Origin of the sequence: Rouxiella silvae, from assembly GCF_002093625.1 — a bacterium.
Classification (GTDB): Bacteria; Pseudomonadota; Gammaproteobacteria; order Enterobacterales; family Enterobacteriaceae; genus Rouxiella; species Rouxiella silvae.
Genome location: NZ_MRWD01000027.1, coordinates 48,695 through 67,037 on the forward strand (window position 1 = coordinate 48,695; position 18,343 = coordinate 67,037).

The 18,343-nt window shown below is 53.1% G+C and carries 14 protein-coding genes; 5 read left to right on the forward strand and 9 right to left on the reverse strand.

Going from position 1 to position 18,343, the window contains the following annotated elements; translation table 11 throughout:
• Positions 1–43: 43 nt before the first annotated feature.
• From BS639_RS12650 to BS639_RS12675, 6 genes are all read right to left on the reverse strand, one after another.
• On the reverse strand, positions 44–1,006 hold the full coding sequence (locus BS639_RS12650) for a sugar-binding transcriptional regulator (RefSeq protein ID WP_055773884.1): 963 nt from the start codon (positions 1,004–1,006) through the stop codon (positions 44–46).
• 162 nt (positions 1,007–1,168) lie between these two features.
• Entirely contained in the window at positions 1,169–2,026 is an 858-nt protein-coding gene (locus tag BS639_RS12655; protein WP_084983233.1) for a phosphogluconate dehydrogenase C-terminal domain-containing protein, read from the reverse strand.
• 78 nt (positions 2,027–2,104) lie between these two features.
• A complete protein-coding gene (locus BS639_RS12660; RefSeq protein WP_055773887.1) occupies positions 2,105–2,905 on the reverse strand; it encodes a sugar phosphate isomerase/epimerase family protein in 801 nt (266 codons plus the stop codon).
• Positions 2,905–3,693, reverse strand: coding sequence for a triose-phosphate isomerase family protein (locus BS639_RS12665; protein WP_055773889.1), 789 nt, complete (start codon positions 3,691–3,693; stop codon positions 2,905–2,907). The genes BS639_RS12660 and BS639_RS12665 overlap by 1 nt, the downstream gene beginning before the upstream one ends.
• A complete protein-coding gene (locus BS639_RS12670; protein ID WP_084983234.1) occupies positions 3,693–5,453 on the reverse strand; it encodes a dihydroxyacetone kinase family protein in 1,761 nt (586 codons plus the stop codon). Before BS639_RS12670 ends, BS639_RS12665 begins: the two co-directional genes overlap by 1 nt.
• A gap of 10 nt (positions 5,454–5,463) precedes the next feature.
• Complete coding sequence (locus tag BS639_RS12675; RefSeq protein WP_055773894.1) at positions 5,464–6,831, reverse strand: MFS transporter; 1,368 nt, start codon at positions 6,829–6,831, stop codon at positions 5,464–5,466.
• Between the two features lie 522 nt (positions 6,832–7,353).
• Here BS639_RS12675 and rpiB point away from each other — a divergent pair.
• The 3 genes from rpiB to tkt all read left to right on the forward strand — a co-directional run bounded on the left by rpiB (position 7,354) and on the right by tkt (position 10,975).
• Positions 7,354–7,803, forward strand: coding sequence for a ribose 5-phosphate isomerase B (gene rpiB / locus BS639_RS12680; protein WP_055773896.1), 450 nt, complete (start codon positions 7,354–7,356; stop codon positions 7,801–7,803).
• A gap of 210 nt (positions 7,804–8,013) precedes the next feature.
• Positions 8,014–8,964: a transaldolase gene (gene tal, locus BS639_RS12685; protein ID WP_055773899.1), complete on the forward strand. Its 951-nt coding sequence runs from the start codon at positions 8,014–8,016 to the stop codon at positions 8,962–8,964.
• A gap of 16 nt (positions 8,965–8,980) precedes the next feature.
• The gene (gene tkt / locus BS639_RS12690) at positions 8,981–10,975 is read left to right on the forward strand and encodes a transketolase (RefSeq protein WP_084983235.1); all 1,995 of its coding nucleotides are present in this window, start codon (positions 8,981–8,983) and stop codon (positions 10,973–10,975) included.
• Positions 10,976–11,083: 108 nt separating this feature from the next.
• Here the strand turns inward: tkt and BS639_RS12695 are convergent, their stop codons facing one another.
• Positions 11,084–12,157 carry a DUF1176 domain-containing protein gene (locus BS639_RS12695; protein WP_055781853.1) on the reverse strand — a complete coding sequence of 358 codons (1,074 nt, stop codon included), beginning with the start codon at positions 12,155–12,157 and terminating at the stop codon, positions 11,084–11,086.
• 318 nt (positions 12,158–12,475) lie between these two features.
• Between BS639_RS12695 and BS639_RS12700 the strand changes: the two genes are divergently transcribed.
• Positions 12,476–13,624: a hypothetical protein gene (locus BS639_RS12700; protein WP_228779544.1), complete on the forward strand. Its 1,149-nt coding sequence runs from the start codon at positions 12,476–12,478 to the stop codon at positions 13,622–13,624.
• 51 nt (positions 13,625–13,675) lie between these two features.
• Here BS639_RS12700 and nudK read toward each other — a convergent pair whose 3' ends face one another.
• Both nudK and BS639_RS12710 read right to left on the reverse strand, forming a co-directional pair.
• Positions 13,676–14,251 (reverse strand): GDP-mannose pyrophosphatase NudK, encoded by a 576-nt coding sequence (nudK, locus tag BS639_RS12705; protein WP_055781851.1) that lies wholly within the window; start codon positions 14,249–14,251, stop codon positions 13,676–13,678.
• A 121-nt stretch (positions 14,252–14,372) separates the two neighbouring features.
• Positions 14,373–14,657 (reverse strand): winged helix-turn-helix domain-containing protein, encoded by a 285-nt coding sequence (locus tag BS639_RS12710; RefSeq protein WP_173882094.1) that lies wholly within the window; start codon positions 14,655–14,657, stop codon positions 14,373–14,375.
• A 336-nt stretch (positions 14,658–14,993) separates the two neighbouring features.
• Between BS639_RS12710 and acrD the strand changes: the two genes are divergently transcribed.
• Positions 14,994–18,161: a multidrug efflux RND transporter permease AcrD gene (gene acrD, locus BS639_RS12715; RefSeq protein WP_055781844.1), complete on the forward strand. Its 3,168-nt coding sequence runs from the start codon at positions 14,994–14,996 to the stop codon at positions 18,159–18,161.
• Positions 18,162–18,343 lie beyond the last annotated feature (182 nt).

Below are 18,343 nucleotides of genomic sequence, written 5' to 3' on the forward strand. Positions count from 1 at the left end.
CGGGCAATGCGGGCAATACTATTTCTTCGACACCTTTAAAGTCCTATTGGGACATGTTTAAAATGGTGCGGATATTCAGCGCCGTGGTGGCGATGATATCAATCGCGCCGGTGCGCAGCGCGCCGAGAATGGCCAGCGCCTTGGTGTTCTCGGCGGCAATCGCTATCACGCAGGGTATTTGTCGCAGCTCATCAATGCTTAGACCAATCACCCGTTCGTTCATCACCGTATCAACGTGCTGGCCCTGCGCATTGAAAAAGTCATAACCGGCTACGTCGCCGATCACGCCCTGATTGAGGTTGGCGTCGATAATTTCATGCGGCGTAAACCAGCCCAACTTGACCATGTAGCTGTTCTCGTTCATGTCACCAATCCCCACCAGCGCGATGTCTGCTTTGCGCGCGCGGTCGAGCGTTTCGTTAATCGTGCCATTGCGCATAAAAGCCTCACGCTGGGACTTCTCCTCAACGTAGGCTGGGGCGTAAAGCGTTTCGCTGATACCGCCAAACTTCTTGGCCAAACGACGGCTGATATGGTCGGCATTAATCGAATCGCCTGGGCGGTGGGTGCCGCCGATGCCGCAAATAAATTTGCACTGGCGTTCCGGCATGCTGCCCGGATGGTCGGCGACGGCTGCCACATTGCGACCCTGACCGACAGTGACCACGGTATTGTCTTTTAGCGTAGAGGCCAGATAGTTGGAAACCAGTGCCGCGACTTGGCGACGCTGCTCCTCTTCGTCCTGATGGTCGAGGGCAATCAGCGCGCGTTTAATCGGGAAGCGCTCCATCATCTGCTGTTCGAGACGGGTGCTGAATACGGGATGGTAGCGCACGTTTATCTCAACGATGCCTTCTTCCTTGGCTCGCTTGAGCAAACGCCCGACTTTAATCCGCGAGATACCAAATTTTTTTGCGATCTCTTCCTGAGTAATTTCGTCCTGATAGTAAGCGACGGCAATCTCAGTCAGCAGTTCGTTATCTTGAATGACAGTGTGCTTTTCCATCCGGGGGCTCAATTCTCCTGGCAAATTCTGCCTTTTTATACGCTAATCAGGGAAACTTGACTACAGCATGGCATCGACAAGACGGGAAAAAGAGTCACGGGGCGAAAAAGTTAAGGTGGCGCAAACCTTGTGGGACTGCGCCACCTCCTGCTGCGTGCTAAATTAGCGTTTTATGGCTTCGATTTTCAACATGCGGGCAATCACGATATCCAGCTCTTTTTCTTCGAAGATCTGCTTCCAGTCCTCTTTAATAATCTTCTCACGACCATACTCCATCGCAATCATACAGGCATCAGAGAAAGGATTGGTGCTGCGGAATGCGACGGCCAGCGCAATTTGAATATGACCATACAACATAGCTTTTGCCGCTTCTTCCGGCACGCCGCAGGACTTAACGGTTTCGTCGAGCGCCTCTTTCATGAAAGAACCGACCATGCAGGCCACGGTTTCAACCAGCGTAGGCTCAAGATAGGCCAGCTGTTTAACGCTGACCCAATGCACTTGCTCAACCGGACCGTACATCACGCTGACCACTTTGGCCAATTCAGTACGTTCGGCGTCGCTTCCCTGCTCATAAGAGGCCGCCACGTGCTGAATAGCCGCAATGCCGCCAAAGGCATCGGCGTGCTCTTCTTTGGTATAACGCTCAAGAAATACTGACGGATGGCAGGGATGCGCTACGGCGTACTTTATGTCATCGCGCTGGGCAATCAGGTTGGCGTAGGCTGCCGCAGGGTCAAGGGTCAACAGAACGGCACCGGCCTTCATTTTCGGCACGATGGCGGTAGAAACGGCACCGAGTGCAATATCAGGCACCGCAAGAATAACTACGTCACTGTGCGGCACGACGGTGTCGGCATCCGATATTTCACGACCCAGTGCGGCAACCTGCTCCTGCGCACGCGGAGAATTCTCGCAGTAGAACACCTGATAATCACTGCTCTGGAAATTGGCAGAAATACGCATGCCCATTTTACCACCGGCGCCCAATACGGTAATTGTTTTCAACGTTGTCGTCATGATGTGTTCCTCACTTAATATTTAAAATTCAGAGTCATACTTAAAAGAAGGGGTAATCGATAACTTTCCGGCCAGACGCTATGAATTTCGCGACAGCAGGAAATCAAGGTTGTGACGCGTCCACGCGTCTTCCATTGCACAGGTTGCATCGGCGTCTTCTTGCCACGGCAGCCAATGCTCAATAATCTGGTTTATACCGCGCGACTGTGGGTTCACCTCGGCAATCATCGCGTCGTAATCCAACAGCCCTTCACCTAGCGGGCATCCGGCGAAGGTGAAGCCAACCCAGCCGTCGCGGCGCGAGAAGGCAAAGTCTTTAACGTGCAGATTCAGCACATAGGGCGCGGTAAGGGTAATGACCTCTTTCGGTGCTTCCAGCGCTGCCACACAGTTGGCCGGGTCGAGACAAATGCCCAACCACGGTGAGTTGAAGTGTTTCACCACCTCAAGATTGCTGGCGGTAGGAACCTGTTCATAGGTTTCGATACACAGCGCCACTTCGCTGCGCTCGAAATCCGGCAAAATTTGCGCCAGTTGCTGCTGTGCCTGAGCAATCGTCGGACGCGAATCTGGGCTGTTAAACATTGAGCGCAGAATTTTGGCGTCCAACGATTTAGCCAGATTTAAATACAACCCGAGGTGATCGGCCTTCAGACCCCGCGTTCCCAGCTCTAGCACCACGCCAAGCGATTCGGCACGCTGTCTCAGTTTTTCCAGGCTTTCAGCCGACAGTTTTTCAATTTTGGGATAATCGCAAATTTGAAAAACCTGACCGCCCAGCTCGGCAGTCTGTTCGAGCATCGCATCTAGCCCCATCGGGACGGGAACACGGTCTGAATGTCGCCAAAAATAGGCGTAAGTACTCAGTCCAATCGCCATTATCCGTTCCCTTTAGTCGAGGCGTTTAACAGCGTGAAAGCTTCATCGAGGATGGCTTTGTAGGCCGCAGGCTGATGTGAAAACCGCCCGAGGAACAGTCCGCCGCTGCGGCGGCCGAGTTGAGAAAGCAGACCCGGTCCAGCACTGCCGCCATAAATCACCCGACGTGCGCCGCTGGCATCACGGGCCAATCGCTCGGCCAAGCCTTGACACACCTCACCAATAAACTCGGCCGAAGCCGGTTCTTTAGCACCGATCGCCCACTGCGGTTCATAGGCCAGAATGGCATCCCCGGTCAGCCCTAGCTTTTCAGCCGGTCCCAGCGCCTGATGGGCCTGTTCAACCGCCTGCTCAATCGCCTCGGCGGCAGAGCAACGTTCAGCTTCACCCATGCAGATAACCGGTATCAGTTGGTTGCGCAACGCGGCGGTGGTTTTATCGGCAATTTGTCGATCGGTCTCGGCAAAATAGCGGCGGCGCTCGGCGTGCCCAATCTCGACATACCCACAGCCCATCTCATGCAACATGGCTCCGCTCACTTCACCGGTATAGGCACCGGTGTCTTCCCAAAACATGTTTTGCGCCCCCACCTTCACCGGCGTGTCGCGAAAAGCCTCGAGCGTACCGGCAATAGCGGGTAAAGAAGGAAACACGAACAGTTCAATGTTCCCGTCGCGCGTCGCCGGATGATGGCTAACAATTTCGGCTATCTGACGTGACCATTCGAGCGTCTGCTGATAGCCGAAATACATTTTGAGGCTCACCCCCAGCGTCAGTTCTGGTTTCATCACACTTTTTCCTCACGTGGTTTTACACCGTCGCCGGCTTTATCAGCAAACAGCGGCAGCAGTGCATTGACAATCAGCGCCAGGGACACAGCACCGGCATCTGGAGTCCCTAAACTCTTTTCTGCCAACGGTCTGGCACGGCCTACTTTAGGGCGCAGATGGGCGGTCGCTTTAGCCTGAACGTCGGCCTCCTGCGCCGCCTGCTGCCAGGCAGCACCAAAGCTGTCGCCGCGCTGAACGCAGGCGCTTAAGGTATCGCTAAATGGAACCAGCACGTCGACCAGCGTTTTATCGCCAACCTTGGCTTTACCAAAATGCATGATGCCGTCTTTCGCCTTGCTTACGCCTTCGGCGACAGTGTGCGCATCAGGATATTTTTCATCGCCAATCACCGTGCCGAGCGCATTAAGCGCCATTCCCCACAGCGCCCCGGAGGTTCCTCCGGCACGGTCGGCCCAGGCATCGGCTGACTGCTGTAATAGTGTGCCCGCACCCGCACCGCGCAGTTGCATTTCGGCGGCTTTTTCCGCCGCCGCCAGCGCACCACGCTCCATGCCGATTCCGTGGTCACCGTCTCCGGCAACGGCATCAATACGCCCCAGCTCGTCGGCGTGGGTCACCACGGTCTGTGCCAAGGTATTTAACACGCCCACCAGACACTGTGCTGCTTTTTTGGAAGCTTCGCTGGCAGGCGGCACACTCACCGCCGCCGTTTCAGCTATCTTTTGCACCGCAAGCGGCTCGGCGGCAATTACCGACCCTTTGCGGAAGGCTGGCGCATCGGCCGGTGCACGCCACAGCGCTTCGAGTTCGTCGTCCAGCCAGAACAGCGTCAAGGATGCCCCCGCCATATTAAAGCTAGTCACAAATTCGCCAACTTCCGCATCGACAGCCACAATGCCTGCTTCATCGAGCAGTTGGGCAATACGACGATAGACCACGAACAGCTCTTCGTACTTCACCGAACCGAGACCGTTAAGGATCACGCCAACCCGCTGGCCCTTGGCGCTGGCAATGTCGTCTGGCAATTCATCAAGCAGACTTTTGACCAGGACTTCAGCCAGCTCGTCAGCGGTAGGGATGTCTGACTCGCCAATCCCCGGCTCGCCGTGAATCCCCATGCCCAGCGCCATTTTGCCCTGCGGCACGCTAAATAAGGGATGGTCGGCACCCGGCAAAGTACAGCCGCTGAAAGCGACGCCAAACGAGCGAATTCGCTGGTTGGCAAGGCGAGCAATACGCGTGACCTCTTCTAATGAAAGACCCTGCTCGGCGGCAACTGAAGCCGCTTTGAATACCACTAGGTCACCGGCCACACCGCGTCTCTTTTCACGCTCAGCCTTGCTGGCGCTGGAGATATCGTCGGTTACCAGCACAATTTCGCACGGAATGCCTTCTGAAATTAGGCGATCTCGCGCCAGGCCAAAGTGCAGCACGTCACCGGCATAGTTGCCGAAGGTCAGCAGCACGCCGCCGCCGTTGTTTGCCGCACGCGCCACCGAACAAATCTGCTGGGCGGAGGGCGAAGCAAACAGGTTGCCCATCGCTGCACCGTGCGCCATCCCCTGCCCAACCAGTCCGGCAAACGCCGGATAATGACCCGATCCACCGCCAATCACTACGGCAACGCTGCCGGGTTGACTGCGCGTACTTCTCACCACGCCTCCCGGTACTTGCCGAACTTTAGCGGCATGCGCTGCAACGAATCCTTCGATCAGCTCATTGGTAAACGCCGAGGGTTTATTGAATAAATAGGTCATTTCACTACTCCTAAACAGCTTTAGCGGAATGCGAGTCTTTAAGGGTTGATGAAACAGGCTTGGCCGGTCGCTGAGTCGCACGCAGCAGCACCATCAACAGTGCCGAAAGCAGCATAAATCCGCCAACGACCATCATCGGAACCGTATAACTCGAGGTGGCATCGTGCAGGGCACCGGTGACATAACCAGCCGAGAAACCCGCCACGTTGCCGAGGGTGTTAATCAGCGCAACCGCGGCGGCGGCAGAAGCCCCGGACAGGAATTGCGTGGGTAGCGTCCAGAAATTCGGCAATGCGGCGAAAATTGAACAGGCGGTAATAGTGATGACAGCAATGGTGGCAGCCGGCGAATCCATGTACAGCGCGAGTGGTACACTCACACCGCCCACCAATGCAGGCAGCGCAATATGCCAGGTTTTACAACCCCGTCTTGACGCATCACGCGACCAGAAGAACATCACGACGGCGGCGACCAAATAAGGAATGCCGGTGATCAGCCCTTTTTGCAGTACGCTAAAGGTGACGCCAAACTGCTGCTGGAATCCGCCAATAATGGTCGGCAGGAAGAAAGCCAATGCATATAGGCCGTAGACGAAACCGAAATAGATCATGCACAGCATCCACACGCGACCGCTGGCAAATGCCGCTCTCAGCCCATGATGACCGTGAGGGGTTTTCTTACTCGACTCTTCTTTCTCAAGTTCTGTCTCGAGCCAAACGCGCTCCTCCGTCGTCAACCATTTAGCATCTTTAGGTTTATCAACCAGATAGAACCAAGCCGCGATCCCGACCAGAATGGCCGGTATCGATACGCCGAGGAACATCACGCGCCAGCCCTCAAGGCCGAACAGCCCGTGCTGGTTAATAAACCAGGCAGCCAGCGGTGCACCAAATACCACGGTCAACGGCTGGGCAAGATAGAACAGTGCGAGAATTTTGCTGCGATAGCGCGCCGGCACCCATGCGCTGAGGAAGAAGATAGCCCCCGGGAAGAAGCCGGCTTCGGCTACGCCTAACAGCAAACGCAGACCATAAAGCCCCTGCACGCTGCTAACCCAAGTAAACAGCAGCGACACAATGCCCCACGAGACCATGATACGCGCCAGCCAACGGCGTGCACCGTAGCGATGCAGTGCCAGATTGCTCGGTACTTCCAGCAAAATGTAGCCGACAAAGAAAATACCCGATGCCAGTCCAAACTGGGCCACCTGAATGCCTAAGTCGCTAATCATCCCATTGGGGCCCGCGAAAGAGATGGCGGTACGGTCGAGGAAGTTAATAAAGAACATCAGCGCCACGAAAGGAACCAGGCGCAAACAAATTTTACGAATTGCTGATTTTTCAGCAGTCCCAGGTACTGTTTGAGAAATTGTTGTCATTTTTTACTCCTACTGCCCGCAGGCAGGCAAAGCATTAACTAAGAAGCTTCTGGAGTGCTGGCTGGTGCAGCGTTCAAAAGCGCTGGATGTTTTATCCGACGCTGCAAAATGGGCAGTGCTTGTAGGGCTTTTGCAGGCTTGTCTCATGGTCTCATCCTCTAACGGGTTTTGAGTTGTTCATAAATACTATCAGTGAACATATGAACACTACCCTTTCCTCCTGGAATTGCCTACACCCCAACGTTAAAAGTGTGACAAGACTCAAAAAGCCAATTAAAACGAACCTAATCCGAGTTTACATCACACTTTGTTCAATACATTTAGCCGAACAGCATCAGTTTAGATCATTCATCACAAAACATATGAACAACCATTGAACATATGATTGATTTTGCGTTATCTTAGTTTTAAGCGTTACGCGCCACCTGAAGAGGTCTGATGCCGTAGCAGAAAGATGGCCGTTGTGTTCAATGCCATGACGTTATTTAACAGTCATAACCTATTAATTAGGCAGGAGAAAATATGTTACCTATCGCGATTGGAGCCGATGATGCGGCGATTGAACTGAAAAACATCGTCAAAGCTTTTATTCAGCAACAGGGGGTGGAAGTGGTCGATTACAGTCAGGATGCGAATAATCCGCTGTATCCGGATATTGCCTTCACCGTGGCAACGGCAATTAAAGAAGGAAAGTTTGAACGCGGCATCTTGCTGTGCGGCACCGGCATCGGAATGAGCATTGTGGCGAACAAAGTTGCAGGTATTCGTGCGGCCCAATGCCATGACACTTATTCGGCTGAACGTGCTCGCAAAAGTAATGACGCACAGATAATGACGCTGGGTGCCCGCGTCGTTGGTCCGGAATTAGCAAAATCGATCGTCGCGGCCTGGCTGGCCTCTAATTTTGAAGGGGGCGGTTCGACCAGCAAAGTTGAAAAAATTGGCTACTATGAAGGTTTGAAAGGCGCATAATTTTTCTGCTGTCAGCGGACTTTGTTGAACTGTCTATAATAAGGTCCGCCAACCGGTTTTATAACCTGTTGATATCTAAAGCCATAGCTGAGGCCCATCACAACAATCAGAAAAAGCGCATTCAATGTGTTAATAAAATGATGCAGTCTATGTACTCTAATTAAAACGTAACGACTTTTTGCTGTATCGATTCTTCTTAAGGAGTAAGAGATGAACCAGTTAGACGCACTTAAACAGCTAACGACAGTGGTAGCCGACAGTGGCGATATTGAATCCATTCGTCATTTTGAACCGCAGGACGCGACCACCAATCCTTCACTGATCCTCAAAGCTGCTGATATTCCTCAGTATAAACCACTGATTCAAGAAGCGCTTGATTACGCCCGCCGACAAGGTGGAAGCAAGGAAACGCAAATTATCAATGCTTCAGACAAGCTGGCTGTGAACATCGGTCTGGAGATCCTCAAAAGTGTCCCTGGCCGTATTTCTACCGAAGTTGATGCACGTCTATCCTTCGATCGCGGCATGTGTGTGGCAAAAGCGCGTAAGCTGATCGGCATGTATGCGGACCACGGCATTGATAAATCGCGTATTTTGATCAAGTTGGCTTCAACATGGGAAGGCATTAAAGCCGCTGAACAGCTTGAAAGAGAAGGCATTAACTGTAACCTGACTCTGCTGTTCTCCTTCGCCCAGGCGCGCGCCTGCGCCGAGGCCGGGGTTTATTTAATTTCACCTTTCGTGGGCCGTATCTACGACTGGTATAAGGCAAAAGAGCCAAACGCAGCCTACGACGCGGCGAAAGATCCGGGCGTGAAGTCCGTAACCGATATTTACAAGTACTATAAAGAGCATCGCTATCAGACCGTGATCATGGGTGCCAGCTTCCGTAAAGTTGACCAGATCTTGGCACTGGCCGGTTGCGATCGTCTGACCATTTCGCCAAACCTGCTGGAAGAACTGAAAAACAGCAACGAGCCGGTTGAACGCAAACTGACTCCCTCCACAGAAGCATTCCATCAGCCAGCGCCACTGGCAGAAGAAGAGTTCCGCTGGCAGCATAACCAAGACCCAATGGCGGTTGAGAAGCTGTCTGAAGGCATTCGTTTGTTCGCTGTCGACCAGCAGAAGCTGGAAGATATGCTGTCCGCTCAACTGTAATTAACTGGAGTAGAACATGTCCTCTCGTAAAGAGCTTGCGAACGCTATCCGCGCACTCAGCATGGACGCCGTGCAGAAAGCGAATTCCGGCCACCCTGGCGCCCCTATGGGCATGGCCGACATCGCCGAAGTCTTGTGGCGTGATTATATGAACCACAACCCGACTAACCCGCACTGGGCCGACCGCGACCGCTTCGTGCTGTCTAACGGCCACGGCTCGATGCTGATTTACAGCCTGCTCCACCTTACCGGCTACGACCTGCCTATCACCGAGCTGGAAAACTTCCGCCAACTGCACTCCAAGACCCCAGGTCACCCGGAGTACGGCTACACCCCAGGCGTTGAAACCACCACCGGTCCGCTGGGTCAGGGAATTGCCAACGCCGTCGGGTTTGCCATTGCTGAACGCACGCTGGCCGCGCAGTTCAACCGCGAAGGCCACGACGTCGTCAACCACCACACCTACGCCTTCATGGGCGACGGCTGCATGATGGAAGGTATCTCCCACGAGGTGTGCTCGCTGGCCGGTACCATGAAGCTCGGCAAGCTGACCGCGTTCTACGATGACAACGGCATCTCCATCGACGGCCACGTGGAAGGCTGGTTCACCGATGACACCGCGGCGCGTTTTGAAGCCTACAACTGGCACGTTATTCGTCACGTCGACGGCCACAACCCTGACGCGATTAAAGCGGCTATCGAAGAGTCCCACAAGGTGACCGACAAGCCGACGCTCATCCTGTGCAAAACCATCATCGGTTTCGGTTCGCCGAACAAGGCCGGCACCCACGACGTGCACGGCGCCGCGCTGGGCGCAGCCGAAGTGGCCGCCACCCGCGAAGCCCTTGGCTGGAAATACGCCGCCTTTGAAATTCCTCAGGACATTTATGCCCAGTGGGACGCCAAGGAAGCCGGTAAGGCCAAAGAAGCGGCCTGGAACGACAAGTTCGCCGCCTACGCCAAAGCCTACCCGGAGCTGGCCGCCGAGTTTGACCGTCGCGTTAACGGCAAGCTGCCGCAGAACTGGGAAGCCGAGTCACAGAAATTCATCGAAGGGTTGCAGGCCAAGCCGGCGAACATCGCCAGCCGTAAAGCCTCGCAGAACTCGCTGGAAGCCTTCGGCAAAATCCTGCCGGAGTTCCTGGGCGGCTCTGCCGACCTGGCGCCGAGCAACCTGACCATGTGGTCCGGCTCGAAATCAATCGGCGACGACCAGGCGGGTAACTACATTCACTACGGCGTGCGCGAGTTCGGCATGACCGCCATCACCAACGGCATCGCGCTGCACGGCGGCTTCCTGCCGTACTCGGCGACTTTCCTGATGTTCGTGGAATACGCCCGCAACGCGGTGCGCATGGCCGCGCTGATGAAAATCCGCAACGTGTTCGTTTACACCCACGACTCTATCGGTCTCGGCGAAGACGGCCCGACGCACCAGCCGGTGGAGCAGTTGGCCAGCCTGCGCGTGACGCCGAACATGAGCCTGTGGCGCCCGGCCGACCAGGTCGAGTCTGCGGTGGCGTGGAAGTACGCGATTGAGCGCAACGACGGCCCGACGACGCTGATTTTCTCCCGTCAGAACCTGACCCAGCAACCGCGTACCGCCGAGCAGTTGGCGAACGTGGCGCGCGGGGGTTACATTCTGAAGGACAGCGAAGGCACGCCAGAGGTTATCCTGATTGCCACCGGCTCTGAAGTGGGTATCACCGTGGAAGCGGCCGACAAGCTGACCGCGGCGGGCACCCGGGTGCGCGTTGTGTCACTGCCGTCAACCGACGCGTTCGACAAGCAGGACGAAGCGTACCGCGAGTCGGTGCTGCCGAAGGCGATTTCGGCGCGCGTGGCGGTGGAAGCGGGGATTGCCGACTACTGGTACAAATACGTGGGCCTGAACGGGGCTATCGTGGGCATGACCACCTTTGGTGAGTCGGCGCCGGCGGAGGAGCTGTTCAAAGCGTTCGGCTTTACGGTAGACAACGTGGTCGCGAAAGCGCAGGCGCTGCTGAAATAAGACTTTTATCGCCAAATATGGGTTGATGAAAGACTCAAAAGGCCCCGGTGAAAACCGGGGCCTTTTTTATTGCCGCGCGACCGCGTTTTTGCACTTGAGAATAAGCATCTATGAAGATTTAGTGATCCACAACACCGGCCACTGCCCACTCTTGCTGTACCCGTCACAGCTTGGCTCCGAAGCGTAAAACGCAAGGCGGAAGGTTTTACCGTCAAAAATCCAGCGCGAAGATACGCCACAGTCGCCGAGCCCACGCCCTTTATCAAAGATAGAAAGCATTCCTGTTTTCTCATCAAAATCAGCATTGATGAGCTCGGGAGGCTGGTCGTCTTCTCCCGCTTTAAAAGGCAGTTCAAGCACCAGAGTCTCGGCTTTGTAAGGCGCCTGACGCGAAACCATATAACCCAATACATACAGATTATAGGCCCCCATGTCGCAGTTAACGGTCATCAGCGCTTTGTCATTACTCAGCGGATAAAGATGCACCTCTCGCTCGGAAGGATCGAGGCTACAGTCGTTATTTTCAATATTGGTGGCGGTATTTTGAGTTATCGCCGAGATTTCCCCTTCCGTCAGCGGATGGGGTTCGTTGAACCGCGGCAATAAAGGCACAGCGGGCGCGGCTGGCACCGTTGACGGCGGTTTATTGCCACGGCTTGCCCAGGCAGTTTTTGTCCCTTCGCGCGATTGTTGCTCGTCAATCGCCAACAGCGCCGCCTTTAACCCGTTCAGAGAAATAGCAGGCCGCGTGCTCTGTGCCGGATCCAATTTTCCAGCCAATTGAATGCTACTGCCTTCGCGGATAATGTTAACAAAATCCCCCACCACCAGACGATTAATGCTGGCAATGTGTTTTTTGCTCACGTCCCATTCGCGGCGATTAAAGGTAAGTTGCTTGCCGTTGAACGTAAGACGATTGGCAATCGCCAGGTCCGACGCCTGCTCGTCGCCGTTGCGCTGATAATCAATACTGACGCTCGCACGCCCTTCCGGACCGGCATCACGGGTGAGCTGCAACACCAGTCCCTGGCTGTCTTGCGCACTCCTGGCCGAACAATGGTTTAAATTGTCGCAACTTACCTGCCAATCGTTGTAGATTCGTTGCATCGGTTCCGCATGCGCGTAGCCGGTTAACAAGGTTGCCATCAACAATAGCGGGGTGGATATCCAATTGGGTATCATTAGAATAAGCTCTTTTACGAAGTAAACCTTTAGATATTAACCCAAGCTGTGCAAAGACTCTGCCCGAAAAGCATCATTTTTTTACCAGTAAATAGAAATGGATAGCTTTTTAAAACGTAAAAATGGACTCACGTCAGTTTGGAAGACAAGAAATAGTTTCATCATGAAGGGCATAAACACGTTTTGTTGCGCTGTTATACGCTTAAGAACACCCTGAGCTGATATTCTATTGAACAGCACCGGTCATATATAAAAGGTACAATAGGGATGGCGATAGTTCGCAATTTTAGTTTGCAGACCATAAAAATAATTCTGCTTATGCTTTCGTTAATATCAGCCTCAGCGCTGGCAGAAGAACCGCCAATCGTGCTAACAGGAACCATTGGCCGTACTGCCGTAGTCGTTGAGCTGGATTTAAATAAACCAGAAGCCATAACAGGACGTTACTTTTATCAAAAGTATCATCTCGATTTACCGCTAAACGGCACTCAGCAGGACGGTGAAATTACGCTGCAAGAAGGCACCGACGACTTTAACGACTCTCCTCGGCCAACGTTGAGAATAGAGCCAGACGGTAAATCAGGCTGGCAGGGCACATGGTCAAATCCTCAGGGAAAAATCATGCCCATAGCGTTGACTCCAGCGCAATTGCCTGAGTCAAATCCCGATGCGTTCCTGACTCGCCTGATTCACGAATCGCCTTATGAATATCTACGCCTAAGCGATTTAACGTTCAAGAAGGGTAAGCAGCAAACCTTTATGGGATATCCGCTTCAGTGGTGGCACGAGCCTGAATCGAATGTCACGCTATTTACCCTTGCCTCGGGCTACCCCGATGCCCAACTTAACGCCATCAATCAACGGCTCATGGCGAGAATGTGGCAGGAAGTGATTGATTACCATAGCTGCATGCTCGGTGCTAGCCAATTTGGGAAAGGTGATTTTGAACAAACCGTCACCCCCGAACTGCTGTCGCCCACGGCGGTGAGTGTTAAAATATCCACCAGCTACAGCTGTGGCGGGGCACACCCAGACTTTGGCGATTCTCCGCTTAACCTGAATGCCAAGACGGGCACTCCGCTGTCTCTCGAAGACATTTTATGGATAGGACAGGAAAAGCCTTTTCATTATATGTATGCCGATGACCATGCGGATCAAAGCAGTAACACCGTCAGCTTTGATGATTATTCAAACTATCGGGAAAAGAATTTTGCGCCGTGGTTGATTCGACAATTTAAACAGCTGTATCCGGGGGAGATGCAAAAGCCCAAGGGCGATGATGACTGTGACTATGGTGATGCAGAAATTTGGTATTTTCCGTCTTGGTACATGACCACCAAAGGGATTCATTTCGGTCCGTCATTCGCCAGAGCGATGCGCGCTTGCGAAGGTACCAGCTGGTCGGTGCTGCCATGGGCCGCAAGAGACCAGCATGAAGGCGGCGTTGCGCTGTCGCTACCTCAGTAAATACGCAGGTAAAATCAGACCGAAGATGTCACTTCGGTCTTTTTATTTCACTCACCCCAGCAGGCCGTTCAGCTGCGCGTATTGCAAAAGAATCACCGCCTTACCGTCTTTAATCTCACCGCTTTTAATCATCGCCAGCGCGCGTTCAAAAGGCACTTCGAGCACTTCAATATCTTCATCTTCTACGCCACCGCCGTCGTTGGCCCGGCTCTGCTCATCATACTCGGCGGCGAAAAAGTGAATCACTTCAGTGACACCGCCTGGAGACATGTAAAGCTCAAACAATTTTTCAACGTCACCAACCTGATAACCCGTTTCCTCGATAGCCTCTTTACGGATACAGTCTTCCGGCGAGTCGTTGTCGAGCAATCCGGCGCAGGTTTCAATCAGCATGCCGTTGACATTACCGTTAACATAAGTCGGAATTCGAAATTGCTTAACCAGCAGTACGGTCTGTTTTTTACGATTATAAAGCAAAATTGTCGCACCATTGCCCCGGTCGTAAACCTCGCGTTTATGTCTAACCTTAGTCCCATCTTTCTTTGCTATATCATAGGTATAGTTGCGTAACATGAACCAGTTATCGGACAGCAACTCATTTTTGATGACTTCAATATTAGCGGACATAGGGCCTCGAGGTGAGTGACAGAAGCTGTCAATAGTAGAGCGAGCCGAGATGAATGAGAACGAATAGTTTGCTCCGAATGTTCCTAATATTGATAAAATTGTATTACCAGAATCAGATAGGTTAACCCTGTTCAATCGCAGCCAGCAGCTGGTCGCGATGCAAGTCTATCCACCGCGCGTCCAACGGACCCCAATGGGTAAGCTGGTAGTAACCGTCATTGTTTCGAACGCCCTGCTGGATAAAAACCAGCTCAACCCCCATCCCCGGTAAGGCTTTAAGCACGTCTTGCAGCGTGCGCCTCGGCCATCCGCTCAACGCCATTAATTTCGGTACGTTTGGACGTTCATTATTACTAATTAACCAGCAAAGGTAGAGCCGACGGGCAAAAACTGAATTCAACATAATCTCACTCTCAACGTCCCTTATATGCGAATAAATGGTTACTTTTTTAAATTAATCCAGCCGTTAACTGTTATCAATGCCTCCTCCGCGTTCCCCTAAGCCTTTTTTACATCATCTCCTTTTTTTCTCCACGTTTTTTCTGGGTATTAAAGGTAAAGTGCTGAGAGTTATAGGTCGCTTTTTGCGCCTATCGTGACATCAGTCTGAAAATGAGTGTTACTAATAATTGCGTTACGCATCGGATTGCATGACATAAAAGTAGGCTACTTTATCAGAAAGAACTTCATTATTATTTCCTGATGTTATCCACCCTAGAGGTGATGACGAGGCTTGTGACACATGGCTAACTTTTTTATCGATCGCCCAATTTTTGCCTGGGTATTGGCGATCATTATTTCTCTGTCAGGGGCCTTGGCCATTTACGATCTGCCCGTTGAGCAATACCCCGCCCTTGCACCACCCAACGTGCGCATTTCCGCCCAGTATCCGGGTGCCTCTGCCACTATCGTAGAAAATACCGTCACACAGATCATCGAGCAGAACATGACCGGTCTCGATAATCTGATGTACATGTCCTCGCAGAGCAGCAACGACGGCAAGTCTCAGATAACCCTGAGTTTTGAAGCGGGAACCGATCCAAACGAAGCGCTGCAACAGGTGCAAAACCAACTACAGCAGGCCCTTAAACGCCTGCCGCAAACGGTGCAAAGTCAGGGCGTTACCGTCTCTAAAACCGGTGATACCAACCTGATGATGGTGGCGTTTGTTTCCACCGATGGCAGTATGAGCAAGCAGGATATTTCTGACTATGTGGCGTCGAATCTTCAGGACCCCATCAGTCGCGTGAGCGGCGTCGGTACAATTAACGCCTACGGCACGCAGTATGCGATGCGCATCTGGCTCGACCCCAATAAGCTTAACAATTACAGCCTGACCACCTCAGACGTGGTGACCGCCATAGAAAATCAAAACAGCCAAGTTGCTGTAGGCCAGTTAGGCGGTACGCCTGCGGTGGATCAACAGGCGCTTAACGCCACGGTCAACGCCCAGTCTCAGTTGCAAACGCCTCAACAGTTTCGCGATATCACCCTGCGGGTAAATGCCGATGGCTCACAGGTTACACTCGGTCAGGTTGCTACGGTAGGTTTGGGGGCCGAGAACTACAACTTCGACAGCCGTTACAATGGCCAACCCGCGTCAGGAATGGGCGTTCAGCTGGCCTCCGGCGCTAACGAACTGCAAACCGATACGGCGGTGCGCGCCAAGATAAAAGAGCTGTCGCAATACTTTCCCCACGGCCTGAAAACCGAGATTGCCTACGAAACAACGCCGTTTGTAAAAGCCGCTATTACCGATGTGGTAAAAACGCTGTTTGAAGCTATCGTTCTGGTATTTTTGGTGATGTACCTGTTCCTGCAAAACTTCCGCGCCACGCTTATCCCGACAATTGCGGTGCCGGTGGTTCTGCTGGGAACTTTCGTGGTGCTCCATCAGTTCGGCTACAGTATTAACACCCTGACGATGTTCGCGATGGTGTTGGCCATCGGGCTACTGGTGGATGACGCCATCGTGGTGGTCGAAAACGTCGAAAGGGTAATGAGTGAAGAGGGTCTGAGTCCGCGCGACGCCACGCGAAAATCAATGGGACAGATACAAAGTGCGCTGGTCGGTATTACCATGGTGCTCTCGGCGGTGTTTGTGCCGATGGCATTTTTCGGCGGCACCACTGGGGCTATTTATCGTCAGTTCTCCGTGACTATTGTCGCGGCTATGGTGCTGTCGGTATTTGTCGCCCTCACCCTGACGCCCGCGCTGTGCTCCACTATTTTAAAACCTATCGCTAAAGGTCATCACCACGGGAAGCGAGGCTTTTTCGGCTGGTTTAACCGCATGTTCGACAAAAATGCCCGCCGCTATGAGCGCGGCGTGGGCCGTATTTTGCACCACGGCTTCCGCTATATGCTGATTTACCTGCTGTTGGTGGTGGCGCTGGGCTTTATGTTTGTCAAACTTCCGACCTCCTTCCTGCCGCAGGAAGACCGTGGCGTGTTCACCGTGCAAATTCAGCTGCCGCCGGGTGCAACCATGGCGCAAACCACCAAGGTGGTCTCGCGGGTTGAGCAGTATTTCCTGACCCACGAGAAAAAAGACGTGCTGTCGGTATTCTCGACCATTGGTTCTGGGCCAGGCGGCAACGGACAAAACGTCGCCCGCATGTTTGTACGACTCGCAGACTGGGATGACAGAACCTCCGGTGCTAACACCTCATTCGATATCATCGACCGAGCAACCAAAGAGTTCAGCAAAAGCAAATATAACGATGCACGCATTATCGCCAGCAGCCCTCCGGCGATTAACGGCCTTGGCAACTCGTCAGGCTTTGACATGGAGCTTGAGGACCACGCTGGTGTAGGCCATGCTCAACTGATGGCCGCGCGTGATTCGCTTTTGGAGATGGCGGCGAAAAGCCCGCTGCTTTCACGAGTACGCCATAACGGTCTCGACGACAGCCCACAGCTACAAATCGATATTGACCAGCACAAGGCACAGGCGCTGGGTCTGTCGATTGCCGACATCAACAGCACGCTGAGCACCGCATGGGGCTCGAGTTATGTGAATGACTTTGTTGACCGTGGCCGCGTTAAAAAAGTCTATGTGCAGGCCGATGCGCCATTCCGCATGCTGCCTGAAGATGTTGACAAGTGGTTTGTGCGCAACAGTTCGGGCACGATGGTACCGTTCTCCGCGTTTACCTCATCGCATTGGGAAACCGGCTCTCCGCGCTTGGAGCGCTATAACGGCAGTTCATCGCTAGAAATTGTCGGTGAAGCCGCCAACGGCGTCAGCAGCGGAGCTTCAATGGATGAAATGGAGCGGCTGGTGGCAAAACTTCCGGCAGGAATTGGCCTAGAGTGGACCGGTATGTCGTATCAGGAACGCCTTTCTGGCTCTCAGGCCCCTGCCCTGTATGCGATTTCACTGCTGGTGGTGTTCCTCTGTCTGGCCGCGCTGTATGAAAGCTGGTCTATTCCTTTCTCGGTCATGCTGGTGGTGCCACTTGGGGTCATCGGCGCGGTGATCGCGACCTATCTGCGCGGACTTGAAAACGACGTGTATTTCCAGGTAGGCATGTTGACTATTATTGGTTTGTCGGCGAAAAATGCCATCCTGATCGTGGAGTTCGCCAACGACCTCAACGTGCGCGGCAAGGCGCTGCTTGAAGCGACGCTAGAAGCCTCGCGAATGCGTTTGCGTCCGATCCTGATGACGTCATTGGCCTTTGTGTTTGGCGTACTGCCGATGGCGACCAGTCAGGGCGCAGGTTCAGGCAGCCAGCATGCGGTAGGCACAGGCGTTATCGGCGGTATGATTTCGGCAACAGTATTGGCCATATTCTTCGTGCCGCTGTTCTTTGTGCTGGTGCGTCGCCGCTTCCCTGGTAAGAGCGAGAATGCGACTCTGATTAACGAAATCATTGAAACTAAACCAAATCTAGACAATGACTAGTCGATTGTTATTAATCAGGCATTGATGAAATAGAAAAGGCGCTAATGTATTAGCGCCTTTTCTTATCGAGCAGCCGTTATTAAATTTAGGTAAACAATTTAATAACGGCATTATTTATTTGTTTCAGTTAAAAACACAACGTTACAAACGGTGCTCATAGCCCGCTTTTTGTATTTATAAAC

Coding starts and splice junctions, on each gene's coding strand:
- nudK (WP_055781851.1), bottom strand. CDS start 14,251: ATGTCCGCTAATATTGAAGTCATCAAAAATGAGTTGCTGTCCGATAAC.
- rpiB (WP_055773896.1), top strand. CDS start 7,354: ATGTTACCTATCGCGATTGGAGCCGATGATGCGGCGATTGAACTGAAA.
- BS639_RS12655 (WP_084983233.1), bottom strand. CDS start 2,026: ATGACGACAACGTTGAAAACAATTACCGTATTGGGCGCCGGTGGTAAA.
- acrD (WP_055781844.1), top strand. CDS start 14,994: ATGGCTAACTTTTTTATCGATCGCCCAATTTTTGCCTGGGTATTGGCG.
- BS639_RS12670 (WP_084983234.1), bottom strand. CDS start 5,453: ATGACCTATTTATTCAATAAACCCTCGGCGTTTACCAATGAGCTGATC.
- BS639_RS12695 (WP_055781853.1), bottom strand. CDS start 12,157: ATGATACCCAATTGGATATCCACCCCGCTATTGTTGATGGCAACCTTG.
- BS639_RS12665 (WP_055773889.1), bottom strand. CDS start 3,693: ATGAAACCAGAACTGACGCTGGGGGTGAGCCTCAAAATGTATTTCGGC.
- BS639_RS12660 (WP_055773887.1), bottom strand. CDS start 2,905: ATGGCGATTGGACTGAGTACTTACGCCTATTTTTGGCGACATTCAGAC.
- tal (WP_055773899.1), top strand. CDS start 8,014: ATGAACCAGTTAGACGCACTTAAACAGCTAACGACAGTGGTAGCCGAC.
- BS639_RS12650 (WP_055773884.1), bottom strand. CDS start 1,006: ATGGAAAAGCACACTGTCATTCAAGATAACGAACTGCTGACTGAGATT.
- BS639_RS12700 (WP_228779544.1), top strand. CDS start 12,476: ATGCTTTCGTTAATATCAGCCTCAGCGCTGGCAGAAGAACCGCCAATC.
- tkt (WP_084983235.1), top strand. CDS start 8,981: ATGTCCTCTCGTAAAGAGCTTGCGAACGCTATCCGCGCACTCAGCATG.
- BS639_RS12675 (WP_055773894.1), bottom strand. CDS start 6,831: ATGACAACAATTTCTCAAACAGTACCTGGGACTGCTGAAAAATCAGCA.